The 23789-nt window shown below is 68.5% G+C and carries 25 protein-coding genes and 3 tRNA genes; 16 read left to right on the forward strand and 12 right to left on the reverse strand.

From position 1 onward, the window contains the following. Window positions 1-21 precede the first annotated feature (21 nt). On the reverse strand, window positions 22-2145 hold the full coding sequence (locus AB0L64_RS05045) for an MMPL family transporter (protein ID WP_363707815.1): 2124 nt from the start codon (window positions 2143-2145) through the stop codon (window positions 22-24). Between the two features lie 155 nt (window positions 2146-2300). Between AB0L64_RS05045 and AB0L64_RS05050 the strand changes: the two genes are divergently transcribed. After that, window positions 2301-3443, forward strand: coding sequence for a sensor histidine kinase (locus AB0L64_RS05050; RefSeq protein ID WP_363707817.1), 1143 nt, complete (start codon window positions 2301-2303; stop codon window positions 3441-3443). Then, window positions 3440-4096, forward strand: coding sequence for a response regulator transcription factor (locus AB0L64_RS05055; RefSeq protein ID WP_363707819.1), 657 nt, complete (start codon window positions 3440-3442; stop codon window positions 4094-4096). Before AB0L64_RS05050 ends, AB0L64_RS05055 begins: the two co-directional genes overlap by 4 nt. A gap of 121 nt (window positions 4097-4217) precedes the next feature. Here the strand turns inward: AB0L64_RS05055 and AB0L64_RS05060 are convergent, their stop codons facing one another. Further along, window positions 4218-4421 carry a hypothetical protein gene (locus tag AB0L64_RS05060; RefSeq protein WP_363708101.1) on the reverse strand — a complete coding sequence of 68 codons (204 nt, stop codon included), beginning with the start codon at window positions 4419-4421 and terminating at the stop codon, window positions 4218-4220. Between AB0L64_RS05060 and AB0L64_RS05065 the strand changes: the two genes are divergently transcribed. After that, on the forward strand, window positions 4341-4502 hold the full coding sequence (locus AB0L64_RS05065) for a phosphoenolpyruvate hydrolase family protein (RefSeq protein ID WP_363708097.1): 162 nt from the start codon (window positions 4341-4343) through the stop codon (window positions 4500-4502). The genes AB0L64_RS05060 and AB0L64_RS05065 overlap by 81 nt on opposite strands. Here the strand turns inward: AB0L64_RS05065 and AB0L64_RS05070 are convergent. After that, complete coding sequence (locus AB0L64_RS05070; RefSeq protein ID WP_363707821.1) at window positions 4492-5526, reverse strand: hypothetical protein; 1035 nt, start codon at window positions 5524-5526, stop codon at window positions 4492-4494. The genes AB0L64_RS05065 and AB0L64_RS05070 overlap by 11 nt on opposite strands. 378 nt (window positions 5527-5904) lie before the next feature. Between AB0L64_RS05070 and AB0L64_RS05075 the strand changes: the two genes are divergently transcribed. The 4 genes from AB0L64_RS05075 (at window position 5905) to AB0L64_RS05090 (ending at window position 10808) form a co-directional block, all read left to right on the forward strand. Further along, window positions 5905-8937, forward strand: coding sequence for a choice-of-anchor D domain-containing protein (locus AB0L64_RS05075; RefSeq protein ID WP_363707823.1), 3033 nt, complete (start codon window positions 5905-5907; stop codon window positions 8935-8937). A 229-nt stretch (window positions 8938-9166) separates the two neighbouring features. Next, a complete protein-coding gene (locus AB0L64_RS05080; RefSeq protein ID WP_363707825.1) occupies window positions 9167-9784 on the forward strand; it encodes a GNAT family protein in 618 nt (205 codons plus the stop codon). Window positions 9785-10195: 411 nt separating this feature from the next. After that, window positions 10196-10426, forward strand: a complete 231-nt coding sequence (locus AB0L64_RS05085; RefSeq protein WP_363707826.1) for a hypothetical protein — start codon at window positions 10196-10198, stop codon at window positions 10424-10426. A gap of 46 nt (window positions 10427-10472) precedes the next feature. Continuing rightward, window positions 10473-10808, forward strand: a complete 336-nt coding sequence (locus AB0L64_RS05090; RefSeq protein ID WP_363707828.1) for a hypothetical protein — start codon at window positions 10473-10475, stop codon at window positions 10806-10808. Between the two features lie 119 nt (window positions 10809-10927). Here the strand turns inward: AB0L64_RS05090 and AB0L64_RS05095 are convergent, their stop codons facing one another. Then, window positions 10928-11503 carry a hypothetical protein gene (locus AB0L64_RS05095; RefSeq protein WP_363707830.1) on the reverse strand — a complete coding sequence of 192 codons (576 nt, stop codon included), beginning with the start codon at window positions 11501-11503 and terminating at the stop codon, window positions 10928-10930. A gap of 117 nt (window positions 11504-11620) precedes the next feature. On the opposite strand from AB0L64_RS05095, the gene AB0L64_RS05100 reads away from it, so the two are divergent. Further along, a complete protein-coding gene (locus tag AB0L64_RS05100) occupies window positions 11621-11881 on the forward strand; it encodes a hypothetical protein (protein ID WP_363707832.1) in 261 nt (86 codons plus the stop codon). A 327-nt stretch (window positions 11882-12208) separates the two neighbouring features. Here the strand turns inward: AB0L64_RS05100 and AB0L64_RS05105 are convergent. From AB0L64_RS05105 to AB0L64_RS05120, 4 genes are all read right to left on the reverse strand, one after another. Beyond that, window positions 12209-12281: transfer RNA gene (locus AB0L64_RS05105), tRNA-Phe, on the reverse strand. Between the two features lie 46 nt (window positions 12282-12327). Then, window positions 12328-12404, reverse strand: a tRNA-Asp gene (locus tag AB0L64_RS05110). Window positions 12405-12463: 59 nt separating this feature from the next. Then, window positions 12464-12536: transfer RNA gene (locus AB0L64_RS05115), tRNA-Glu, on the reverse strand. A 167-nt stretch (window positions 12537-12703) separates the two neighbouring features. Then, the gene (locus tag AB0L64_RS05120; RefSeq protein ID WP_363707834.1) at window positions 12704-13858 is read right to left on the reverse strand and encodes a hypothetical protein; all 1155 of its coding nucleotides are present in this window, start codon (window positions 13856-13858) and stop codon (window positions 12704-12706) included. A gap of 125 nt (window positions 13859-13983) precedes the next feature. Between AB0L64_RS05120 and AB0L64_RS05125 the strand changes: the two genes are divergently transcribed. The 3 genes from AB0L64_RS05125 to AB0L64_RS05135 all read left to right on the forward strand — a co-directional run bounded on the left by AB0L64_RS05125 (window position 13984) and on the right by AB0L64_RS05135 (window position 16371). Then, on the forward strand, window positions 13984-14934 hold the full coding sequence (locus AB0L64_RS05125) for a hypothetical protein (RefSeq protein WP_363707836.1): 951 nt from the start codon (window positions 13984-13986) through the stop codon (window positions 14932-14934). Window positions 14935-14951: 17 nt separating this feature from the next. Further along, the gene (locus tag AB0L64_RS05130) at window positions 14952-15302 is read left to right on the forward strand and encodes a metallopeptidase family protein (RefSeq protein ID WP_363707838.1); all 351 of its coding nucleotides are present in this window, start codon (window positions 14952-14954) and stop codon (window positions 15300-15302) included. 97 nt (window positions 15303-15399) lie between these two features. Then, complete coding sequence (locus AB0L64_RS05135; protein ID WP_363707840.1) at window positions 15400-16371, forward strand: hypothetical protein; 972 nt, start codon at window positions 15400-15402, stop codon at window positions 16369-16371. Between the two features lie 2 nt (window positions 16372-16373). Here the strand turns inward: AB0L64_RS05135 and AB0L64_RS05140 are convergent, their stop codons facing one another. Both AB0L64_RS05140 and AB0L64_RS05145 read right to left on the reverse strand, forming a co-directional pair. Continuing rightward, the gene (locus AB0L64_RS05140) at window positions 16374-17102 is read right to left on the reverse strand and encodes a polyprenol monophosphomannose synthase (protein ID WP_363707842.1); all 729 of its coding nucleotides are present in this window, start codon (window positions 17100-17102) and stop codon (window positions 16374-16376) included. A gap of 43 nt (window positions 17103-17145) precedes the next feature. Further along, entirely contained in the window at window positions 17146-17529 is a 384-nt protein-coding gene (locus AB0L64_RS05145) for an STAS domain-containing protein (RefSeq protein WP_363707844.1), read from the reverse strand. Between the two features lie 197 nt (window positions 17530-17726). Between AB0L64_RS05145 and AB0L64_RS05150 the strand changes: the two genes are divergently transcribed. Together AB0L64_RS05150 and AB0L64_RS05155 are read left to right on the forward strand one after the other, a co-directional pair. Next, the gene (locus AB0L64_RS05150; protein WP_363707846.1) at window positions 17727-18470 is read left to right on the forward strand and encodes an SDR family oxidoreductase; all 744 of its coding nucleotides are present in this window, start codon (window positions 17727-17729) and stop codon (window positions 18468-18470) included. A 14-nt stretch (window positions 18471-18484) separates the two neighbouring features. Continuing rightward, the gene (locus AB0L64_RS05155; RefSeq protein WP_363708099.1) at window positions 18485-19192 is read left to right on the forward strand and encodes a DNA alkylation repair protein; all 708 of its coding nucleotides are present in this window, start codon (window positions 18485-18487) and stop codon (window positions 19190-19192) included. A gap of 9 nt (window positions 19193-19201) precedes the next feature. On the opposite strand, the gene AB0L64_RS05160 is transcribed toward AB0L64_RS05155, so the two are convergent. Together AB0L64_RS05160 and AB0L64_RS05165 are read right to left on the reverse strand one after the other, a co-directional pair. After that, window positions 19202-20680: an MFS transporter gene (locus tag AB0L64_RS05160; RefSeq protein ID WP_363707847.1), complete on the reverse strand. Its 1479-nt coding sequence runs from the start codon at window positions 20678-20680 to the stop codon at window positions 19202-19204. A gap of 4 nt (window positions 20681-20684) precedes the next feature. Next, window positions 20685-21449, reverse strand: coding sequence for a hypothetical protein (locus AB0L64_RS05165; protein WP_363707849.1), 765 nt, complete (start codon window positions 21447-21449; stop codon window positions 20685-20687). 218 nt (window positions 21450-21667) lie between these two features. Between AB0L64_RS05165 and AB0L64_RS05170 the strand changes: the two genes are divergently transcribed. Genes AB0L64_RS05170 through AB0L64_RS05180 form a run of 3 tightly spaced genes read left to right on the forward strand, consistent with a single transcriptional unit; the run spans window position 21668 to window position 23786 of the window. Then, window positions 21668-22483: a DUF4397 domain-containing protein gene (locus AB0L64_RS05170; protein WP_363707851.1), complete on the forward strand. Its 816-nt coding sequence runs from the start codon at window positions 21668-21670 to the stop codon at window positions 22481-22483. Between the two features lie 11 nt (window positions 22484-22494). Further along, window positions 22495-23157 (forward strand): class F sortase, encoded by a 663-nt coding sequence (locus tag AB0L64_RS05175; RefSeq protein WP_363707853.1) that lies wholly within the window; start codon window positions 22495-22497, stop codon window positions 23155-23157. A gap of 11 nt (window positions 23158-23168) precedes the next feature. After that, window positions 23169-23786, forward strand: coding sequence for an L-threonylcarbamoyladenylate synthase (locus tag AB0L64_RS05180; RefSeq protein WP_363707855.1), 618 nt, complete (start codon window positions 23169-23171; stop codon window positions 23784-23786). Window positions 23787-23789 lie beyond the last annotated feature (3 nt).

Here is a 23789-nt window from a genome sequence, read left to right on the forward strand (position 1 = left end):
CGCGACCATGGGTCGATCCTGTCATCGCTGCCAGGACATGTCCGAGCTCGGACGCGCAGCTGTCCGGGGCAACCGCCGCTTGAACCAAGCCGGCGTCCACCAGTTCGCGTCGCCCAGCAGCTTCATCAGGGCCGGTACGAGAATCAATCGGACGACCGTTGCGTCGACCAGGACGGCGGTGGCCAGGCCCAGGCCGAACATCTTGGCCGTCGGGTCGTCGGTGAGGGAGAAGCTGACGAAGACCGCGATCATGATCAGCGCTGCCGACGTGATCACGCGGCCGGTGGTGGTGATGCCGTGGATGGTCGAGGCGGTGTTGTCATGGGTACGCACGTACTCCTCGCGGATCCGGGTGAGCAGGAAGACCTCGTAGTCCATCGAGAGCCCGAACACCACGGCGAACATGAACATCGGGATGAACGGAAGGATCGGGATGGTCGACTCCAGCCCGATCAGGTCCGCGGCCCAGCCCCACTGGAAGATCATCACGATGACGCCGAAGGACGCGCCGATACTGAGCAGGTTCATCAGCGCGGCCTTCAGCGGTACGACGACCGACCGGAAGACCACGGTGAGCAGCACGACGGACAACAGGATCACGGCGCCGATGAACCACGGCAGCCGATCGTTGACCCGCGCCCCCACATCCGCGAGGGTCGCCGTCTGACCACCGACGTGAGCCGTCGCCGGACTGTTCCGCAGGACCGAAGGAAAGACCTCCGCGCGCAGCCGCTTGACGGTCGTCATCGTGGCATCGTCCTGCGGTCCGGTCGTCGGTACGGCGATCAGCGTCGCGACGCCGGCGGCGGTGTTCACCGCAGGAGGTGCGACCGACGCGATGCCCGGATCGGCGCGGACGGCGTCGAACAGCGGCTGTACGACGCCCGGATCGCGCGAGACGTCGACGGCGATCACCAGCGGACCGTTGCTACCGGCACCGAATCCCGCGGCGACCAGGTCGTAGGCCCGGCGTTCGGTGCGTTGCACCGGAAGTGCGCCGTCGTCGGGTGTACCGACGCGAAGTGCGAGCACGGGTGCGGCCAGCGCCAGCAGCAGCACGGTGGCGCTGACGGCGTACGCGGTGGCGTGCTTGGACACGTGCCCCGCCCACCGCTGCCAACCCGAACCAGACGACGACCGGACCCGCCGTACCCGAAGGCGGTTGATCCAGTGCCCGGCCAGACCCAGGAACGCGGGCAGCAAGGTGATCGAAGCGAGCACCATGGTCAGCACGATCAGCGAGACCGCGATCCCGCCCGCGGTGATGAACGGTACGCCGGCCACCACCAGCCCGAGAATCGCGATCACGACCGTGCCGCCGGCGAAGAGCACAGCCTGTCCGGCCGTCGCGACCGCACTCCCGACCGACTCCGCGACCGACATCCCCCGGGCCAGGTACTCCCGGTGCCGCGTGACGATGAGCAGCGCGTAGTCGATGCCCACGCCGAGCCCGATCATGCTGCCGAGCACGGGCGCCCAACTGGGCAGGTCGATGAGATACGTGACCAGGGACAGTGAACTGATCGCGAGCGCGAGCCCGAACACCGCCATCCCGATCGGCAGGCCCATCGCGATGATCGATCCGAACGCGAGCAGCAGGATCACCATCGCGGCGATCAACCCGACCGCCTCACCGAGACCGGCCTGGCCTTGCTCGAACGCATAGAAGAGATCCCCGCCCAGCTCGATCCGCAGCGGCGAGTCAACTGCCGCCAGGGTCTTGAGTTGCTCGAGGTCGCTCGGCGCCAGCTTCTCGAGTACCGGGTACTGCAGCCGGATGAGCCCGACGCGACCGTTCGGCGAAACGACGGGATCGCCGGCCCTCAGCACATGCGGCAACGACGCCGCAGCCGACTGAATCCGGGTCAGAGCGGTCCGCAGGTCAGGCGAGTTGAGCGTCGACGTCGAGTCGCGCGGAGTCATGACCACCTGCGCCGTGAGCCCGGCCTGATCCGCTCCCGCGGCCGACAACAGGTCGGTGGCGGATTGCGAATCCACGCCGGGCGCCCCGAACGACTCCTCCAGTTTCTTGCCGAAGGCGCCGGATGCCGCGATCACGAGCGCGGCGACAACCAGCCACGCCCCGATCACCACCCAGGGGCGACGTGCGGCGTACCGGCCCAGTCCGTACAGATGCGACCTCATCATGGATCCCTTCGGCGAGAGTTGGGTTCAGCGTGCGGCCGGACAGGCGGCCGCCACCTCGGGCGATGGGCCGGACTTCTGTCGGCCGAACAGCCAGGTCGCGTCCCGTACTTTGAGCCGATCCGCTCGGCGCCCTGAGTCCCTACGCTGTGGGCATGCTGAGAAACGCCGTCCGCTCGCTGCTGGCCGAGCCGCGAGCGCCCGAGCCACCCGGGCGGGTGTGGCGCGACTGGGTGCTCGTCGGCGGCCTGCTGCTGGCGGTCGTTCTCGAAGGCGTGTTGCGCGAGGACGTCGTGTGGAGACCTGCCGCGATCGTGATCGCCGTCGTCGTCGCGTGCGCTCTGCTGTGGCGTCGTACCCGTCCGTTGACGGTGGTGGCCGCCGTGTTCGGCGTCCTGATCGTGATCAACCTCGTCACCCTGGTCACCGGGAACGCGACCTTCGGGCTCTACTCGATGATCTGCGTGGTGCTGCTGCCGTACTCACTGGCTCGCTGGGGATCCGGCCGCGAGATCCTCATCGGGCTGGTGTTCATCCTGGTGGCGCTGGTGCTGGGAATCGCCAGCGACTTCACCGGATACGCCGAAGCGGCGTTCGGCAGCATGTTCCTGCTCTTCCCCGCGACACTCGGGCTCGCGGTCCGCTATCGGTGGACGGCCCGGAACCGCGAGTTGGGCCAGGTGCGACTCCGCGAGCGCGAACTGTTGGCCCGGGAGTTGCACGACACGGTCGCTCATCACGTGTCGGCGATCGTCATCCGAGCCCAGGCCGGCCGAGCCGTCGCGGCCACCCGCCCGGAAGCGGCGGTCGACGCTCTCGCCGTCATCGAGGCGGAGGGTACGCGGACCCTGGCCGAGATGCGGGCGATGGTCGGAGTACTGCGTGATGACGGGACGGCGGCGCTGGCGCCACAGCCGGGCGTAGCCGAGCTGGAGCAGCTCGCCCGCAGCACCGGCGACCGGCCGCGGGTGGAGGTCGAGGTGTCGGGCGACCTCGGTGATCTCGACGGCGCGGTGGGCGCAGCGATCTACCGCATCGCGCAGGAGTCGATCACGAACGCCGTCCGGCATGCCCGGCAGGCGACGCGCATCGACGTCCGGCTGACGTCGTCCGACGACTCCGTCCAGCTGACCGTCCGCGACAACGGGGAAACGACCTCGAGGAACCCGGGAGGCTACGGCCTGGTGGGGATGGCCGAGCGCGCGACGCTGCTCGGCGGCACGCTCGCCGCGGGCCCTGACCCGGACCGGGGCTGGTCCGTCGACGTGGTGCTGCCCCGCAAGGCGGGCGGCCGATGACGATCCGGGTACTCGTCGCCGACGACCAGGACCTCGTCCGGACCGGACTCGCGATGATCCTCGATGCCCAGCCCGGTATCGAGGTGGTCGGTCAGGCGGCCGACGGTCTGGAAGCCGTGGAGTTCGCTCGCCGGCTGCGGCCCGACGTGTGTCTGCTCGACATCAGGATGCCCGGGCTGGACGGGATCGCGGCAACCCGCCAACTGGCCGGACCCGGCGTCGCTGACCCGCTGCCGATCGTGGTGATCACCACCTTCGATCTCGACGAGTACGTGTACGGCGCTCTGAAGGCCGGAGCGCGTGGATTCCTGCTCAAGGACGCCGGGCCGGACCTTCTGGTCCAGGCGATCCACGCCGCCGCCAACGGCGACGCACTGATCGCCCCGAGGATCACCGCACGGCTGCTGGCCGCGTTCTCCGAGCCGCCGACCGGCCGCTCGGCAGTCCAACCGGTCGAGCCGCTGACCGCCCGCGAGGAACAGGTCCTGATCGCCGCGGCCACCGGCCGCACCAACGCCGAGATCGCAGCCGACCTGCACATCAGCCTCAGCACCGTGAAGACCCACCTGACCGCAGTGATGGGCAAGATCAACGCCCGAAACCGAGTCGAAATCGCCATCTGGGCTTACGAAACCGGCCGCATCAAGCCCTGAGCGCCACAACCGGGCACCAAGCCCGCAGACGCCGCATACCTGCCGAAAAGAAAATCCCTCCCCGCTGGACGGAGAGGGTGATAGTGGTCAGGGGCGGTCTCGAACCGCCGACCTGCGCTTTTCAGTTCGACAGCGGCCCTTGGGCTCCATGGAACCGGTGTTGTAGCGCAAGGCTCATCGGTCGGCTCGGATGGTTGCTGTCGCCACCTGTTGCGGTCCCGGCTGTGGTCATCAGATCCGAGCCCTGGTCTACGGCGGCCAGGTCGCCGAACCCGCTGACGTCGAGTGCGTCCACCGCGAAACCACCGGCATCCACCGCTTCCACGGCGCCTCCTCCCTAGACGCCTCCCCGTCGAACGAGCCCTTCACCGACCAAACCCGAGCCTTCACCTCCATTACTTTCTGAGGTACGGGTACGGCGTGAGACGTACGCCGGTGTCCTCGGCGATGACGGCCCGGTCGCCGAGCGGCTTGCCGAGGGTGACGACCCCGGTCGATGTTTTCCCGACGTCCGCACCGCCCGGGAGCAATGGACCGTGACTGCCGCCGATGACCACCAGATCGTCGTACTCGACGACGTGGGCCCGGAGGTCGGTCTCATAGAGTCCGTGGCTGACCTCGAAACTGAGGGTCTTGCCGTCGACCCAGTCGAGAACGCCGACGCGGAGCAGGCCCTGCTCGAGCCGGGCGAGACCGGGTAGCGGGTCGGGCCACTGCAGCGACTTGAGCACGCCCGCGGGGGCTGCGACGGCGACAACAGGTCTCGACAGGCCTTGCACCGTGAAGGACCAAGCCGGCACGGTCGCCCGGCCATGGCTGGTCTCCACGTCGGTCGTCGTCAAGGAGCCGCCGGTGATCGTAAGCGTTTCGCAGCTCGGCATCCTCTCGCAGATGTCGTTCGGCGGCCCGATCGCCTCGGTCAGAGCTTGCTGAGCTTCGAGCACCTGCATCGTCTCGTTCGACCCATCTGCGAAATCGACCCGCGTCGTACCACCTTCTGCGAACTGGACCCCGTCCGCGAAGGCAACCCGCCCGGACGACCACGAGTTCTTCTGCTGCCAGGTGTCGAACCCGAGCCCCGGCGTCCGCGTCGAGTACAAGAAGACCCCGGTCACCGGCGCCGGAATCCCCGCCGCCCGCACGGCACGCGCCACCACTCCCGCGCGCGCCACAAACGCTTGTGTGGGCTGAGCTTGCGGCACCAGGTCACCGCCCGGTGTCTTCCACGCCGGCTGCGCTTCCCGATCAGGAGAAACCGAACAGACGTTGCGGTCATTGCGGGAGGACCGGCGGTTCTTGGATCGACAAAACCGCAGCAGAGAGGTGGTCAGGGGCGGTCTCGAACTGCCGACCTGTCGCTTTTCAGTTCGCTGGAATGTCGCACCCGGCTCTGCTACCGAGCGCACGAGCCGGTGCTCGACGCCTGCCAAGTGTGGCGGCTGTAGCGACATGTTGCTGCGCTGGCTGCTACACCGCCGCCTGCCTCCTGCCTGTTCCAGACCTCAGAAATTCGCAGGAGGTTGAAGTCATCTCGCAGATCAACTGACTCAAGGGCGCAGGTCTCGTCCGGTGTCGCAGGAAGTCGCGGGCGGGCCGCCTGTTGCTCGTACACCGGAAGCCGCCCAAGGTGCCGGCGAAGATCGGCGAGTCCAGCCACACGGCCGCTAAGCCTGATGAAATCTTCGCGGTGGTGCGATAGCTTCTCTGCACTATCGGCCGCCGTCGAGGACCCGCCCGCGACGGGGCCGCTTGTGATGCCTGGGGGGCTCTTGAAGCGCAAGGCAGTACTCGTGGCTGTGCTCATCATCGTGGCGACTCTCGCTACGCTCTTGCCGGGATTCCGCGGGGCGCAGGCCGCCACCAGCGTCCCCGGAGTGCCGCAGTCGGTGACGTCGTTCCCGGTGGTCGGCGCGGCTGGTGTGAAGTGGGAACCGCCGACCGACAACCTCGACAGCCCGCCTGAGAGCTACGTGGTCATGCGGCAGCGGGACGACGGACAGTGGGAGGACGTCTCCGGCTCCGTCGATCCGTCGACCCAGCACTGGATCGACACCACGCTGCAGCCCGGTGAGAGTCACCAGTACTACGTCGAGGCGAGGAACGACGTCGGGGCGAGCTCGGGCAGCGGCATCGCCACCGCGACCCGGCCGCTGCAGGATCCCGCGACCGGGTCGGTCAACGCGCTCACCGTGGATGTGAGCCGGGGGTTCAACGGGCCCTCGCCCCTCACCAACGAGGTCGCGACCACAGTCACTGTAGGTCGACCCGAGGGGGCGACCCGTACCCTGTCGGCGGGCGACATCCAGATCACTCTGCCCGCACTGCTGGAGGCACCCCGCACCTACTTTCCCGTCTTCCGGCTGCGCCAGGGCGACGTCGATTGTGGTGTGCCCGGCAACGCGCAGCTCACGCTCACCGAGTTGGCCTACACCGACGATCTCGACATCGCCCTCATGACCGGATATTTCTCATTCTGGCCGTGCGGTGCGGACAGTCACACGGTTGTCGGTGAGATTCGGGTGAACAGCACCAAGCCCTACTCGGCGGCCTCGGTGAGTTCCGACAGCGTCGACTTCGGCCGGGTGCTGGTCGGAACCACCGCCGAACGCTCCATCACCATCACGAACGCGGGGACAACTGATCTGACCATCGCGCGGACCGAGCTGATCGACGGTGACTCGACGCGATGGGGACTCACGAACGACTGCAGCGCGCCGCTGCCCCCCGCGTCCAGTTGCACGATGACGATCACGTTCAAGGCCGCCACCACGTACCCGCTCAACGCGTGGATCCGTATCGTCGATTCCACTCGCCGGGAGTCCCGGAACGTCAAGGCCGTCGCAGCCGGCGAGTCCCCTCCGTCGGCTCCGGATACGGTCGACGCGGTGGCGACACTCACCGGCGTCGACCTCTCGTGGACCGGTCCGAGCCAGGACGGCGCCAGGCCGGTGCAGGGCTTCGTCGTACGTCGTCATGTCGACAACGCCATCACCGAGTACAAGCTGCCCGCCGACCGCCACCAGTGGATCGATCCCGAGCCGACACCAGGCGCCTTCTACTCGGTGGCCGCTGTCAACGAACTCGGACAGGGACCTGCGAGCTTCCCGATCCAGCCGGCGCCGGCCAGGGAACAGCTCGCGGTCTTCAGCGGGCCGACGGGTGCGGACTCGACGTTCGGCGCGGTCGGTATCTGGGGGACCCAGATCGTTCCGTTCGGCCCCGACGCACCCTCCTCCAACCGTGCCGAGCTGGGTGTGTCACCGGACGGCCGGAGCGTGGCCTACACGACCGACGAGGGCGGCAACAGCGTGCTCTGGACCCGCCGAGCCGACGGGCCGGGCAGCCAGCCGGTCACCCGAGTCGTGACCGCCGCGGCCATCCACACGCCGACCTGGTCACCGGACGGTACGCGGATCGCCTACACGACCAAGGAAGGCACGGCTTCCTGCGTTGACATCGTTCCCGCCACGGGCGGCGTCCCGGCTCGGGTCGGGTGCTCCCTCGACTTTCCGGTCTGGCATCCCGACGCACAGTCTCTGATCGTCCGTGACTCCCGAATCAGCGGAGCGCCACTGGCCCGGCTGGCGGCCCGTACGAACGGCACCCGGATCGCAGTCCTGGCCGGTGCGAACGGAGCCACGCACGCCGCGGCATCCCCCGACGGTCGATGGCTCGCGTTCGTGCCTGCCGATCAGCCGAACCGCATCGGCGTCATGCCCCTGACCGGCGGTACGGCACGGCTCAGTGCGGAGCTGCCGCCGTCGTCGATTCTGCGAGTGTCGTGGCGGCCTGACGCGAACGTTATCGCCGTACTCAGCCGTGAGTCAGGTGTCGACCGCCTCCATGTCCTTTCGATGTCGGCCGGTGTCCCGGGTACGGCGAGGCAATTGCTGCAGTCGGTCTCCGGCCAGACGATCCACGACCTCCAATGGCAAGGTCTCGCCACCTACATCAAGCCGACGCCCGGCGTCACGGGTCCGTCGCCGTCGATCGCGTTCGATTCCAGTGGATTGCAGAGCGGATCGGCCATCACCTGCCAGATCGACGAAGGCGCTCCGGTGAGTTGCGCGTCGCCGTACCGCCCGACCGGTCTGACCAGCGGACCGCACACCCTGCGCGTGATCGCCCAGGAGCCGGGTGGGGAGACGTTCGACGGCCGGAAGGTCGTCGCGGCGCGCGCGTTCACGGTTGACGCGGCCCCGCCCGCGGCGCGCATCGTAGCCCCGACCTTCGCGGCGACCGTCGCGTCGAGCGCCACCGTGACCTACCTGGCAACCGACGCCTCGGGAGTCGCGTCGTACGACCTGCGCTATCGGACGGCATCGTCGTCCGGTGCCTTCAGCAACTACGTGTATCCGAAGACCGGAACCACAGCACGCACCTACGTCCTCGCATTGGCAGGCGGATATGAGTACTGCGTTTCCGTCCGCGCCCGCGATCTTGTCGGCAACACGTCGGCCTGGACCGCCGAGAGATGTTTTTCCAGGCCGCTTGACGACCGTTCGCTGAGTGCCGGCACCGGCTGGGTCCGCGGTACGGCGGCCGGCCTGTACTACAGCACCTCAACCTCGAGCGTCAGGTACGACGCGTCCCTGGTCCGAACCATCAAGATGAAGCGGGGCTATCTGCTGGCCACGAAGTGCTCCACTTGCGGAGTCGTGGCGGTGTATCTCGGCACCCGGTACCTCACGACGGTCAACCTGTACGCCGCCACGACTCAGCGTCAAGTGCTGATCGGCATTCCGGCGCAGACCTCGGCGATCAGCGGCACACTACGGATCGCCGCCAGGTCCACCGGCAGGCTCGTTCAGATCGACGGTGTCGCGATCCGCCAGACGTGACCGAGCTCCGCAGACCGTCGGGAGAGGCCGCGCTCTCCCGACGTCCTCCGGGAGCACGCACGGACGTCCCGCACCATTCATCGAACGGCGAGGTCAGAACGCGTCGCGCGGTACCTGGTGTTCGTCGCGCATGGCGGCCCGGCGGTTGTCAGGATCCATGTCTCGAGTGTGCCAGAGTGGCGACCTTCGACGGCCGATCAGCAACTTTGAGCGAAAGGTGCCGATAGACGTGCGTGAGGCGGATGCCGATATTCCGGTCGTGTCGCTCTCGGATGGCGTGGTCACTCTCCGACCTTGGTCGAAAGCTGACGCCGGGTTCATGGCGGAAGCATTCGTCGATCCGTCGATCCGACGCTACAACGGGCCCCATGACCGACTCGGACGACCGGGTCCGCCGCTCTCGATCGAGGGTGCTGAAGCGATCATCGACGAGTTCGCGTCGAGCTGGCGGGCGTTCGTCGCGGCGGAGCCACCATCAGGTGTTGCATTCGCGATCACGGACGCAACCTCTGGCGGCCTGGTCGGCTGCTGCGGCGTCGATGACTGGTCGCAGGCAGACGTAGCGCAGTTTGGCTACTGGATCGGGCCGGGCGCGCGAGGGCGCGGGTACGCGACTCGGGCGGTGGTTCTGCTCACACGGTGGTTGTTCGAGCTCGGCGCAGCTCGCGCCTTCCTGACGGTCGAGGCGGACAATGAAGCGTCGGCTGCGGTGGCCCGCCGAGCGGGGTTCGTGCACGAGGGAACGATGCGCGCACACAGCGTGTGGCAGGGTGAGCGGATCGACGTGATGTGGTTTGCGGCGCTGCCGCTCGAATGGGCGATGCGCGAGCCGCACGAACCAGCGTGATGTGCAACGCGATCGGAGCCGGTTTGTGGCCACCGCCTGTCGATCGGAGGCGTGTGCAACATCCGTGCAACTACGGATGGTCGTTCAGGGGGATTCACGGGGACTGGCGGGGTTGGGCCAGTTCGGCCCGATTCACGCTGGAAAAGAAAAATCCCTCCCCGCTGGACGGAGAGGGTGATAGTGGTCAGGGGCGGTCTCGAACCGCCGACCTTCCGCTTTTCAGGTCGCGAAACCGTGGCGCACCATCTCGGCGATGACTGCGGCCGCGGTCGCTGGGTGGTCATGAAGAGGGGCAGCAGTAGCCCTATGTTGCTGCACCAGCTGCTACACCCGCCGCTCACCTCTCCCCCTGTGTTCCAGCCCTTGGTCTGCGACGGCTGGAACACAGGGGGGAGCGAGGGTGGCGGCAACGTGATCATCAAGGAGCGCGTGCGCAACGTCGTTCGCGCTGGCGAACTGGGCCCGACCCAGGTCGTCAAGGCTGTCCAAGCCCGGATCCCGAACCGGTTCGCAAGCGACGACTTCCAGCGCATGGAGAACCTCAGGTGTCCGGCCGCCGACCAACTCGCCGCACCCGGAGCGGACCGACGAGAAGTACCCAGGAGATTGAGGGCTACAGCACTCGTCCGGATCAGCCGATGATCGCGCTTCCGCCGGCAGGCGTTCGCGGCACCAGTAGAGTCATTGCGTGGACCTGACGAACGTTGATGAAGTCGGAGTCTCGCCCCAGAACGAACACCGGGTGCTGATCAGTTGGCGCCGGGCCGATGGCTGGTCATCCTTCGCTTGTGTCGACCGAGGCTCCGGCTACGTCGCCCCGGAGGATGTGCTCTGGTGGCTGCTACGTCAGGGTGCTCAGCTTGAGTTAGTGCGTCCTGCCCTAGCGGCTGCCTACCCTGACTTCGATGTAGACGCCGAGGTCGACCACGTAACGATGCCTGATCGCGCCGAAAAGCGGGCGAAGGACGAGCAGCGGAGACGCGACGCCCGTGCCGACTTCAAGCGTGCGCGGCGCCAGCGCTGAACGTCCGGAGCTGCCGCAGACAGTGCGACGGGATCACGCGCGAGCGGGACGCTCGAAGCCAATCGTGCGCCTTACCAGGACGAGGGCTCCCGTTGAAGGTGCTCGGACGACGCGGGTCGCTATACGAGCTGCGACTTGACGCCGATCCATTCGCGCAGGAGAGAGGCGAGCGCCGCGTCCTGGACTTCGTCCAGGTGCCACTGGGCGGCGCTGACCAGCTTCTTCGCCTGCCGGGACTGGCGCATTTGCGCACGGTCAAGGCCGCTCAGGTCGCGCCGGTCAGCAAGTAACGCGACCTCGTCCAGATGGACCGGGAGGGCGTTTAGGCACGCCCGGACGATCTCGTCAGCCGATGGCAGCACCGCCAAGTTGATACCCGCACGCCGCATCCTCATCGTGAAGTACGCAAGCTGCTCGGCGCTGTCTGCTTCGGTGAACACAGCCCGTGCCTGCCCCTGGCGCAGCAGCCAGAGCTTCAGTTCGGTCCATTCCGCCCGTCGGCGCGACTGCCCATCCATCTGCTGATCGATGACCAACAACAGATACAGCCACCAGTTGGCTCGCTCATTCGGCGCCGGCTGACGACGGTCCAGCCACCGGCCGCGGCGGTGGTCATCGAACCGGAGCAGGTCGACCAACCCGTCCTTGATGGCCTGGCGTCGGCCGTCACCCGCCGGATCCTCAGTCCCGCTCATCGCACTAGCATGCCCGTGGACTGCGCCATCGCGAAACGTCCGGATCTGCCGCTGTCGGAGAAGCTCGGAACTGCCGATGGTTGAGCACGCGCCTCGGCACCGTGAGAGAGTCGCGGCGTGAAGCCTGGGCAACTGTGCCGTGTGGTCGCGACGTTCATTGAGGATAGGAACGGTCGTGCGCTGGTGCGGCTGCCGAACGGCTCGAAGACGTCCATTCCCTACGACGCGATCGAGTCTCGGGGAGCTCGCGCTCACTTCATTCCGGCGCAGGACGGCTCGACCGTCACCGTGCTTTGCCTCGATGACGATTGGTCGGGCGAGGGGTCGGGATTCCTAGAGGCGGCCAAGCTGTTGCTCGCGCACGTCGAAACGCACTGACCCGCTCGGGCGCGGCTAACGCACTCAACTGCCGCGATCCGGAACGAGGGGCCGCCAAATCACCGTCGCGCAGCGAGCGGCAGTGTATGAGTCGCATGGCTTGGCCGCTGAGGAACTTGGGTCGAGGATCTTCGAGTCGAGAGCGCCAAGCTCGCGGACCGCACCGCACATTGAAGGAGACCGGACGCCCTGTGCGCACGCGTCACCGCAGGAGAAGCCCTCGGGCGGCTGCAGGAACCCTCATCTGCGGTCCACTGCAGCAACGTCGTTGCTGCAGTAGGTGGGTGATTCGGATCGTTTCCGACGCAAATGTGCAGGTCAGAAGGGTGGTCAGGGGCGGTCTCGAACCGCCGACCTTCCGCTTTTCAGGCGGACGCTCTACCAGCTGAGCTACCTGACCGGGGAGAAAATTCGGCGGCGGTGTTGTGGACACCGCCGCCTTCTCCTGGCGACCCAGACGGGACTCGAACCCGCGACCTCCGCCGTGACAGGGCGGCACGCTAACCAACTGCGCCACTGGGCCTCGCGACTCGATGATCTTACAGCATCTTCGAGGTACTTCTTGCACCGGCCTTTCGACCGTATCCCCAACGGGATTCGAACCCGCGTTACCGCCTTGAAAGGGCAGCGTCCTAGGCCACTAGACGATGGGGACTCGGACCCGCGGGAGCCGAAGCTCCAGGGACAGCCGTAAGCATAGAGGACATGTTGTCAGGCTCCAAAACGAGTTCCTGACAGGGCGCCGTACGCCGGGGAGGAGGTCGGCGTACGGCGCCCCGGGCCGGGTGGGACTGGCCGGCCAGGACAGCTGATCGCGCGACGTCAGGTGGTCGCGTCAGGGGCGATCAGCTGCGTGTACTGGGCGGAGAAGAGGCTGTGAAAACTCAGCGCGGGCAGGACGAAGCCCTGTGGCCGGGCCGCGTCCGCGAGGCCGTAGGCCCAGAGGGCGGACCGCATCCGTTGGTTGGGGGTGCCGTGGTGGCCGGCGCCGGTGAAGCCGCAGTCGCCCAGTTGGTAGAACATCTGGCCGAAGGCCTGGACCCGCTTCCAGTTCATCGCCTCGCCGCGGGCGTGTGTGAGGAAGTACGCACTGAACGCGTCGGCCATCAACTCGGCCCACCGGGACGACTCCGGCGCGGGCAGGTCGGTCCGCATCAGCCCGTCGGAGTACTGGACCTGGTGACCGAACTCGTGCGCCAGGATCGCCTGCGGCGCGACGTCGCTCAGTCCGACCTTCGCGAAGCCCTCCAGGACGCCGTCGCCGAACACGATCCGCCGGTGTGAGGCGCCGTACCCCGGGGTGTTCTCGCCGCCAGGAGAGGCGTACGCGTTGAACGTGAACAGCGGCAGGTCGCCGTACCCGAGGGCGGCGCTGTTCAGCTCACGGGCGACCAAGTCGGCCGAGACCCGCGAGGCGGCCGGGTCCTCCTTGTACAGGACCGTGAACACCCGGTAGTTCCGCTCGGCGTCGAGCATGATCCGCCCGTGCGCCGGCACCAGCTCGACGTCGCTCGAGTCGATGTCCCAGAACCCCTTCAACTTCGCGAACGTCTTGTCCACGGTGTGAGTGAACTCACCCTGTACGCCGTAGCTGAACGGGCCGCTCTGCGGGAAGTACACGGCGTCCACCATCGCCATGTCGAACAGCAGCACGTGCAGTACGGCGAGGCGCTGCTCGAAGGTCCACGACGTGACGTCGGGTGTGATCGCCGCCACCACGGGCGGCGTCGCGCTGGGGCACTCGTACTGCGTCGGGTCGATGGCTGCGAGCAGGGCGTCCCGGACCGGGCTGTCGGGCAGCCCGAGCTGGGCCCTGACCGCCTCTGCGCGCTCTCGCATGGCAGGCAGGTTGTCGACGACCTGCTGGACCTCAGGCGACAGGGTCTGCGCCGCAACAGCAGCCGAGGCCGGCGGGGCCGTCAGCCCGAGTGAGAGGCCGACGGCGACGACCGCCGACCAGATCAAGCTCTTTCTCATGAACACTCCTAGGGGACCGAGGGGAAGCGGCATCAGTATTGGCAGCCGCCCGCGGCCGTCACGAGGTCTTGAACCTGTCGGAATCCGGCATGGCGAGAACCTGTCGCCTGCTGGTACACAGAGGCATGGAGTCGCTCCAGGCGTTGGGTGTCTCGGGCCCGGCCGAGACGCTGTACCTCGACCTCCTGCAGAACCCGGGGAGCACGCCGGACGCGCTCACGGCGCGCTACGGCGACATCGAGGCCTGTCTGGCCGAGCTGACCGCACTGGGCCTGGTGGAGCGGGCTGACGGCTCACTGGTGGTCCGCCCGCCCCGGCTGGCCATGGACGCTGTGGCGGAGCGGCACATCAGCCGGGCCGCGCTGGCCCGTGAGAGCGCCGATCTGCTCACCGAGCTCTGGAAGACGGCGGCCGGGAAGCAGGACTACCTCGAGGTGCTGCCGACGTACGACGCCGCGCAGTCCGTGCTCAACTTGGTCCAGACCGACGCCCAGGTGCAGGTCCGGGCGATGACGATGGGCAACATCGCTGCTCGCGAGCTCCGGATCGTGGAGGGCCTGTTCGACGCGCTGCGCCGTGGCGTTCGGTACGACGTCATCTACGGAGCGCATGTCCTCCAGGACGCCGGCGCGCTGCATCTGGTGCAGGAGTGCATCGACGCGGGGGAGCAGGCACGGGTGTTCCCGCACGTACCGCTCAACATCACGATCGTCGACGAGCGGTGGGCGCTGGTCGGCGCGCGGACGGAGGTACGCCGGGGGCCCGAGTTCGTCGCGCTGGTCGTGCACGACTCACCGCTGCTCGGCGGCCTGGAGCGGATCTTCGAGGCGCTCTGGCGGATCGCCGTACCGATCACCAGCAGGACCGAACTGAACGACGTGACGGCCGGTCCGAGCCTGGAGGCGAAACGGCTGCTGACCTACCTGAGCGCGGGGCTCACCGACGAGTCGATCGCCCGCGAGTTCGGCGTCAGCGAGCGCACCATCGCCCGCCGGATCGGTCGGCTGCAGGAGGCGCTGGGCGCCCAGACCAGGTTCCAGCTCGGCGTTCAGGCGTCCCGTCAGGGCTGGCTCTGACTCACTACGCTGGCAGCGTGATCGAGATGAGCCGGGCGGACTTCGAGGTGCTGGTCGCGCAGGCGCTGGACGAGGTGCCGGAGGAGCTGGCGGCGCTGATCGACAACGTGGCGGTCTTCGTCGAGGACGAGCCGCCCGCGGGTGATCCGGAGCTGCTCGGGATCTACGAGGGCATCCCGCTGACCGAGCGCGGGCACTACTACGGCGGTGTCCTGCCGGACCGGATCACGATCTACCGGAACCCGACGCTGGCGATCTGCGAGACCTTCGACGACGTCGTCGACGAGGTCAACATCACCGTCGTGCACGAGATCGCGCACCACTTCGGCATCGACGACGCCCGGCTGCACGAACTCGGGTACGGCTGACCGTAGGCCGATCGCGGTTCGGTGGGGTAGCCTCGGGCGGCCGGTTTCGGGGACCGGTCCGCCTACTCTTTTGAACGATCTAGTGAGGCCTTCGCCCGTGAGCGATCAGCAACCGCCTGCCTGGAACCCGAACAACCCGTACGGCGCCCCGCAGGACCACACCGCCCCGCTGCCCCAGTACGGCCAGCCACAGCAGTACGGCCCGCCCCAGCAGTACGGCCAGCCCCAGCAGTACAACCCTCCGCCCCAGCACGCTGTGCCACCACCGCAGTACGGCACGCAACCCCCGCAGTACGGCGGCCCGCAGTACGACCCGTACCGCGACCACCAGCCGCCCAAGGGCGGCAAGGGCCCCTGGCTCGCCGCGGCCGCGGCTGTCGTGGTGCTCGGGCTCGTCGGAGGCGCCGTCGTCCTCCTGACCCGCAGCGACGACACCGCGGCAGCCGACGCCCCTATCCCGACCGCCACGTACACCGACGGCGTGTCCACCCCGACAGTGAACCCGTCGACGGAACCGCCGTCCACCAGCCCGTCCACCACCGCACCGACGACGCCGTCGGTCACGCCAACGACTCCGGAACGGCGACGCACGCTGAAGGACGTCGACAAGGGCATCCTCGTGTACGACGACGTGTACGTCGCCCCCGCCGCCGGCTGGCGCAAGAGCCGCTCGACGACGTACTCCGTGACGCTCGGCGCGACGACCAGGGCCGGTGCCGCCATGGCGGTGGTCAACCCGGCCGGTATCGCCCCGCGGACCGCGGTCGCGGCGGTTGCGCGGGCGCTGATCAAGGCCGACCGGCTGAAGGCCGTGAAGCAGAGCCCGGTCCGGACCATCAGCCCGGCGAACTCGAACATCGGCGCCGCGGCCGCGCTGAGCTACTCCGGCCGCTACACCGCGCCGGACGGCACGGTCTTCTCGATGGTCGCCAGGTGTACGACGATGACCGGCGTCGAGTCGGTGCACAACGTGACTGTCACGCTGTGCGTCGCGGCCCGGAAGGACGCGCAGAAGGCGGTCTTCCGGGACGGCGACCGGATGCTCGCCTCGCTGGCCCGGTCGATCTAGGCCTAGGAGCGGCCGAAGAGGAGTTTCCAGGGCATCAGGGCGGATTCGAGCTGGACCTTCAGGCTCATCTTGGAGACGCCCTCGGTGCGCTCCTCGAAGCGGATCGGCGTCTCGGCGATCTTCAGGCCGCGCTTGACCGTGCGGTAGTTCATCTCGACCTGGAACGAGTACCCGTTGCTCTGGATCGATGCCACGTCGATCCAGCGCAGGGTGTCCGCCTTCCACGCCTTGAACCCGGCCGTCGCGTCCTTCACGTGCAGCCGCAGGATCGCGTTCACGTAGACGTTCGCGAACGCGGACAGCGCGCGCCGGTGCCAGCCCCACTCGGCCGCGGCCGAGCCGCCCGGCACGTACCGCGAGCCGATCACCACGCCGGCGTCGGTGGTGCGCAGCATCTCGACCATGGTCGGGATGACCGAGGCCGGGTGCGACAGGTCCGCGTCCATCTGGATGACGATGTCGGCGCCCTCGTCGAGCGCGCGGGTGATCCCGGCGACGTACGCGCGGCCGAGGCCGTCCTTCACGGTCCGGTGCAGGACGCCGACCGTCTCCGGCGACGCCTTCGCCAGCTCGTCGGCGACGTCGCCCGTACCGTCGGGGGAGTTGTCGTCGACGACGAGAAGCTCCAGGCCGGGCAGGTTCAGGTCGGACAGCAGCCCGGCCAGCACGGGCAGGTTCTCCCGCTCGTTGTAGGTCGGTACGACGACCACGATCTTGGCTAGCTCACCCATGACTTTCCTTCGTCGGAGACACCGAAAGCTACCGCATCCGCGGTCAGAGCTGGGCGAGCGCCTCGTCGACGGTGCTGTAGATCTGGAACTGTCCGCCCAGCCCGGTGATGCTCAACGGGCGGTCGACGGGCCTGCCGACGCCGACCAGCGCCAGGCTGATGTTGTGCTCGCCGGCCAGGTTGCGGGCCTCGACGAGGTTGCCGAGGCCGGCCGAGCTGCAGAACGTCACGGCGGACACGTCGATCAGGACCAGCCGGGCCGGCGGCGCGACCGCGGCGCGGATCGCCTCGGCGGCGAAGTCGGTGCTCGCGATGTCGATCTCGCCGGACATCCGGACCAGCAGGACGTCGGGCGCCAGTTCCTCGGTGACCGCGTCGAAGGTGGTGCGGATCATCTCGCCGTCCCGCGGCTCTGGGTGGCTGGTCACGCGGGTTCTCCCCCGGGGTAGCGCCACGAACGCGGGTCCTGGCGGAAATGGAACTGCCCTGCGCTCCCACCGTATGCCCCAACGTGCGAGCCTCACAACGGTTCTGCCACCGATGGACGCCGGAGCGTGACCTCCCGGATGCAGGCGCTCCGGATCGAAGCGAACGTCGGACCTACAACGGTGATAGACAAAGCGGTATGGGCGTTCTGGATGGCAAGGCTGCATTGGTCACCGGAGGGTCGCGGGGCATCGGCGCCGCGATCGTACGACGGCTCGCCGCGGACGGCGCCGTGGTGACCTTCACGTATGCGAGCAGTGACGCGGCGGCGGCCGATGTCGTGACGCAGGTCAAGGCGGCCGGCGGCCGGGCGATCGCCGTCCGGGCGGACCAGGCCGACCTGTCCGGGATCGACGAGCTGTTCGCCCGGGCGGCCGAGCCGACCGGGACGCTGGACGTCTTCGTCTGCAACGCGGCGCAGGCGCTGGTGAAGCCGATCGCCGACGTCACGGTCGAGGACTACGACCAGCTGTTCGCGACCAACGTCAAAGGTCCGTACTTCGCGATCCAGCGCGCCGGCCAGGTGCTGCCCGACGGCGGCCGGATCGTCGCACTGTCGACGCTGAACACCGTGGTGCCGGGCCCCGGGATCTCGCTGTACGCCGCGAGCAAGGCCGCGCTCGAGCAGTTCGTGAAGGTCGCCGCGCGGGAGTACGGGCCGCGCGCGATCACCGTCAACACGGTGTCGCCCGGCGCGACGGACACCGACATGTTCCACGACCACAACCCGCCCGCGGCCGAGGAGGCGCTGGTCGGTATCACCGCGCTCGGCCGGATGGGCGAACCGGCCGAGGTCGCGGACGTGGTCGCGTTCCTCGCCGGTCCGGACGCCCGCTGGATGACCGGGCAGAACCTGCGCGCGACCGGAGGGATGCTGGTCTGACGACCACGAGCCTGATCGCCGAGGTCGACGCCGCCGCGGACCCCGCGGTGGCGGAGGTTCTCGCACGCTACTTCCAGCTCCAGCCCGGCGGGTACGGTCACGGTGACCGGATGATCGGCGTGAAGCTCTCGACCATCCGCGGCATTCTCAAGCCGTACCTGCGGGCCGGTCTGCCGCTGCCCGAGCTGGAGCAGGCGCTGACCAGCCCGGTGCACGAGCATCGCCTCGCGATCCTTTGCCTGCTGGCCGATCGCGCGTCCCGCAGTCTCAAGCCACGGACCGCGGACCCGCACGAACTCGCCGCTATCTACGAGCTCTACTTACGCAGTACGCCGTATATCAACAACTGGGATCTCGTGGACTGCAGCGCTCCCCAGATCGTCGGCGGGTACCTGCTCGACAAGCCGCGGGACCCGCTCTACGCACTGGTTCGCTCGAGCTCGCTCTGGGAACGCCGGATCGCGCTCATCGCCACGCAGTACCTCATCGGCGCCGGACAGACCGCCGACACCTACCAACTGGCGGCCGAGGTGCTCCACGATCGCGAAGACCTTGTGCACAAGGCCTCCGGCTGGATGTTGCGGGAGGCAGGCAAGCGGGTGTCCGAGGACGAACTGCGCGCCTTCCTGGACCGATACGCGACCCGCATGCCGCGCACCATGCTCCGCTACGCCATCGAGCGACTCGACCCGGTCAGCCGGAAAGCCTATCTCGCGCGATAAGTCGACAAATCAGCTCTCCGTCCGGCCGTGGGCGTACGGCGGGGCCTCGAGCGCGCAATGCACGTGGTGGTCGACGAGATGCGGTTCGCGCGGCTTGTCCCGGTCGCCGATCGTCACCCACGCGATCACGCCGCCGGCCGCCGCGAGACCGGCGGAGATCCACAGCGCGCGGCCGAATCCGTTGTGGAAGGCAACGGGATCGAGATAGGTGTCGCCGGTGATGCCGGCCGCCATCGGGATCGCCGCGACCGCCATCAGCTGCGCGGTCCGTGCCACGGCGTTGTTCACCCCGGACGCGATCCCGGCGTGGTGGTCCTCGACCGACGCCAGCACGGTCGCGGTCAGCGGCGCCACGGTCGCGACGAGGCCGAGCCCGAGCAGGACGACGGCGGGCAGTACGGCGTTGGCGTAGCTCGTGCCGGTGTCGATCCGCAGCATCAGCAGGAAGCCGCCCGCTAACAGCAGGGGCCCGACGGTCATCGGGATGCGCGGGCCGATCCGGTCCGCCAGACCGCCCGCGTACCCCGACAGGAACAGCATCAGAACAGTCATCGGGAGCAGCGAGGCGCCGGCCCAGAGCGCGGAGTAGTTCAGGGCGGTCTGCAGGTAGACCACGAGGAGGAACGTGGCAGTGCCGAGCGCGCCGTAGACGACGACGGTGACCAGGTTCGCGCCGGTGAAACGGCGATTGGCGAAGATGCTCAGCGGCAGCATCGGGTACTTACCGCGCCGTTCCACCTCGACGAACGCCGCGAACGCGACGACTCCGATGATCATGCTGGTCAGCACCATCGGATCGCCGAACCCGTGGTCGCCGGCGCTGATCAGGCCGAACGTGAGCCCGGCCAGACCCAGTGTCGCCAGGATCGCGCCGCTGATGTCGAGCTTGCCGGCGGCCTCCTCGTCGCGGGTCTCCGGGACGTGGCGCAGCGTCACCAGCACGGTCGCCAGTGCGAGCGGCACGTTGAGCAGGAAGATCAGCTGCCAGGAGCCGCGGTCGACCAGCGTGCCGCCGACGAACGGACCGACGGCCGCCGCGACCGAAGTCAGGCCCGACCAGGCGCCGACCGCCTTGCCGCGGTCGGAGTGCTGGAAGGTGGTCTGCAGGATCGCCAGGCTGCCCGGTGTCAGCAGCGCGCCGCCGATGCCCTGCAGGACGCGGCCCGCGATCATCACCTCGAGGTTCGGTGCGATCGCGCACACGACCGAGGCCGCCGCGAACCAGATCACTCCGACCACGAACGTCCGCCGCCGCCCGAGCCGGTCGCCGAGCGAGCCGCTGAGCAGGACCAGCGAGGCAAGCATCAACATGTAGCCGTTGATGATCCACTGCAGACCGGCCATGCCGGCGTTCAGGTCCTCGCCCATCGCCGGCAGTGCGACGTTGACGACCGTCCCGTCCAGGAAGGCCATCCCCGAGCCCAGCGCCGTCGCGGCCAGCACCCACCGGCCCCGCGCGGTACCCAGCGCGATCCGCTCTTCAGTCATACGGTCAGCGTGGCAGATCCAGCTGCAGTACGACGAGCGCCTTGTCCGCCGGGATCCCGGACCGGATCGCGAGGTGCGGCGGATCGCCGACCGCGCACCGGGTCTCGGTCAGCAGCGGGCACACCGCGTTGAGCAGTCCGCTGGTGACGGTGAGGTCGGTCGGCAGCGTGTTCTCGGCGCCGGCGGTCAGTGGCCGGATGGCCGCCCCGGCCCGGGTCGGCTCCGACGGGCTGGCGAGCACCGTCGAGCCGGACAGCCGGTACGTCAATTGGATCCGGGTCGCCGCGACCGTCAACGGAATGTAGTCGGACGCGGTCAGTGTGGTGTTCCCGAGCGGCACCGACTGGTTGTCGGCGACCACTTTCAGATTTGTCACCCGCGGCGTCGTCCGGGCCATCATTCCGGGCAGGTGCTCACCGGTCGCCGGCACCTGCAGCGGCAAAATGTCGGTGGCCTGGGGCAATATCAGGTTTTCGGTGACGTCGAACGATCCGTCCGGGCGCGGCACGGCGGTCAGCTTGATACCGGCGGTCTGCTGCCCGGTGCCCGGTGTCCGCGTTGTGTTCCTGGCGGCCGGGGCGGACGGCGGCAAGGTGCCGAGGCCCGGGCTCGGCGCGGCGGGCTTGACGGACCCGCCCGAACAGGCTGCGATCGCGCCGTACCCCAGCAACAGCGCGGCCACCGTCAGGTATCTGGTGCCGGTGCGCCGGGGTTCCTCCACCCCCGATGTGCTGGCCGGGAGGAACCCGGAGCGCCCCTCTCCAGCCACGCGGCCACCGCCCCCCAAAACGGACCTGACCGTTTCCCCTGGCGATCGGGTCGGACTTCCGCATACGATACGCCCCAATTCTCGGGGGCGGGCAATTCTTGACGCTATTTTCCGATGAACTTCGGAGGGGGAGAAGAATGCGGGGACGGAGTGTGCCCGGGCAATCCCGGGCGGTAAACACAAGTGTTTCGAGAATTCACGGTCCGGTAATTCGGCGGGTGCTTCCGCTGCTGCTGGCGGTCATCGTCGCGGCGGCTCCGGCGCTGCTGACGGCGCCGGCCGAGGCGGCCGCGGGCGCGAACCTCTACTTCGTCCAGGGCCTGCCGGGACGCACCCTGGACATCAGCGTCGACGGCCGTCAGGTCGCGACCGGGGTGGCCGGCGGGAAGCTCGTCGGGCCGTTCGGGGTGGCCGCCGGGAAGCGGATGGTCACCGCCCGGCAGAACGGGAAGCTGGTGATCCAGCGCGAGGTGTCCGCCGGGTCCGGGGCGAGCCTGGACGTCGTCATCCATCAGCCGGTGTCGCCGACGGGTGCCCCGCTGATCACGACGTACGTGAACCAGTTGACCGCGGTGCCGAAGGACAAAGGCGGTCTGCGGGTCGCGCACGACGCGGCCGTCGGTCCGGCCGACATCCGGGTGAACGGGAAGGTGCTGTTCCAGAACGTCGCGAACGGGGAATCCCTGGACGTGGTCGTTCCGGCCGCCACCTACAAGGTCGACATCGTGCCGACCGGCGCGACATCGCCGGTGGTTCTCGGTCCGCTCGACCTGCCGGTGCAGGCCGGGTACCTGACCCGGGTGTTCGCGATCGGCGCCCCGGCGCAGAAGACGATGACCGTCGCTCTGGGCACCATCAAGGTTCCGGCCACCGGGTCGGACAAACCGGGTGTGGTGAACACCGGAACCGGCGGGCAGGCAGCAGGGCTCAACCAGGTGCAGAGCTCTGCCGGCCAGTCCGGCCTGTGGGTCGTCGTGTTCCTCGCCGCTCTCGGCGTGGCGGTCGTCACCGGCCGGAAGGTGGTTCGTCGCTGAAGCGGAAGTTGGTGTGTACGACGTTGTGCTGTTTCGCCCTGGCCGGCTGTGCGGCCGAGGCGGGCAGTGCGACGCCTTCGCCCACGGCCACGTTCAGCTTCACGGTCGGCCGTCCGCCGTCGGTCGCCGAGCCCGCCACACCGCTGTCGACCACACCGCTGTCGACCACACCGCTGTCGACCACACCGGGGCGGATCGGCACGCCGGCTCCGAGCCAGCGGATCCGCTTCGTGCCGCAACGGATCGTGTTGCCGGGCGGCGCGAACGCGTCCGTTCTCCCGGCGACGACGGTCGCCGGCCAACTCCAGGTGCCGACGGCACAGCATGTCGGCTGGTGGGACGGCGGCGCCGAGGCGGGTGATCCGTTCGGCTCGGTGGTGCTGGCGGGGCATGTCGACAGCAAGACCGAGGGGCTCGGGTTCTTCGCCCGGTTGCCCGAGGTACGGCGCGGTGAGGTCGTCGTACTGCGGGGCTCCGGCCACACGGCGTCGTACCGGGTCGTCTCGGTCGTGTCCGTCCGGAAGGACGCGCTCGCGACGAAGAGCGGCGCCTTCGACCAGACCGTCGACCACCGGCTCGTACTGATCACCTGCACGGGCGCGTACGACGCCTCCCGCGGCGGGTACGAGGACAACCTGGTGGTGACCGCCGAGCCGATCGGCCTGGCGCAGTAGGCTCGGCCGTCATGGCCAGGTATTTCGACATCCATCCCGAGAACCCTCAGCGGCGGTCGATCGGGCAGGTGGTGGACCTGCTGCGTGAGGACGGGCTGATCGCGTACCCGACCGACTCCTGCTACGCGCTCGGCTGTCAGCTGGGCAACCGGGACGGGATCGACCGGATCCGCACGATCCGGCACCTGGACGACCGGCACCACTTCACCCTGGTGTGCGAGAACTTCGCGCAGCTCGGTCAGTTCGTGCACATCAGCAACGCGGTGTTCCGCTCGATCAAGGCGGCCACGCCGGGCAGCTACACGTTCATCCTGCCGGCCACCAAGGAGGTCCCGCGCCGGCTGCTGCACCCGAAGAAGAAGACCGTCGGTGTGCGGATCCCGGACCACGTGGTCACCCAGGCGCTGGTCGCCGAGCTCGGCGAGCCGCTGGTCTCCAGCACCCTGCTGCTCCCGGGTCACGAGGAGCCGATGACGCAGGGCTGGGAGATCAAGGAAGAGCTCGACAACCAGATCGACGCGGTCATCGAGGGCGAGGCGGGCACCGAGCCGACCACCGTCGTGGACTTCTCCGACGACGGCCCCGAGGTGGTCCGGGTGGGCTCGGGAGACCCGGCTCCGTTCGAGTGAACC

The organism is Kribbella sp. NPDC051936 (assembly GCF_040680955.1).
In the GTDB taxonomy this organism is placed as follows: domain Bacteria; phylum Actinomycetota; class Actinomycetes; order Propionibacteriales; family Kribbellaceae; genus Kribbella.

Coding starts and splice junctions, on each gene's coding strand:
- AB0L64_RS05050 (WP_363707817.1), top strand. CDS start 2,301: ATGCTGAGAAACGCCGTCCGCTCGCTGCTGGCCGAGCCGCGAGCGCCC.
- AB0L64_RS05120 (WP_363707834.1), bottom strand. CDS start 13,858: ATGAGAAAGAGCTTGATCTGGTCGGCGGTCGTCGCCGTCGGCCTCTCA.
- AB0L64_RS05095 (WP_363707830.1), bottom strand. CDS start 11,503: ATGAGCGGGACTGAGGATCCGGCGGGTGACGGCCGACGCCAGGCCATC.
- AB0L64_RS05045 (WP_363707815.1), bottom strand. CDS start 2,145: ATGAGGTCGCATCTGTACGGACTGGGCCGGTACGCCGCACGTCGCCCC.
- AB0L64_RS05150 (WP_363707846.1), top strand. CDS start 17,727: ATGGGCGTTCTGGATGGCAAGGCTGCATTGGTCACCGGAGGGTCGCGG.
- AB0L64_RS05125 (WP_363707836.1), top strand. CDS start 13,984: ATGGAGTCGCTCCAGGCGTTGGGTGTCTCGGGCCCGGCCGAGACGCTG.
- AB0L64_RS05055 (WP_363707819.1), top strand. CDS start 3,440: ATGACGATCCGGGTACTCGTCGCCGACGACCAGGACCTCGTCCGGACC.
- AB0L64_RS05160 (WP_363707847.1), bottom strand. CDS start 20,680: ATGACTGAAGAGCGGATCGCGCTGGGTACCGCGCGGGGCCGGTGGGTG.
- AB0L64_RS05180 (WP_363707855.1), top strand. CDS start 23,169: ATGGCCAGGTATTTCGACATCCATCCCGAGAACCCTCAGCGGCGGTCG.
- AB0L64_RS05140 (WP_363707842.1), bottom strand. CDS start 17,102: ATGGGTGAGCTAGCCAAGATCGTGGTCGTCGTACCGACCTACAACGAG.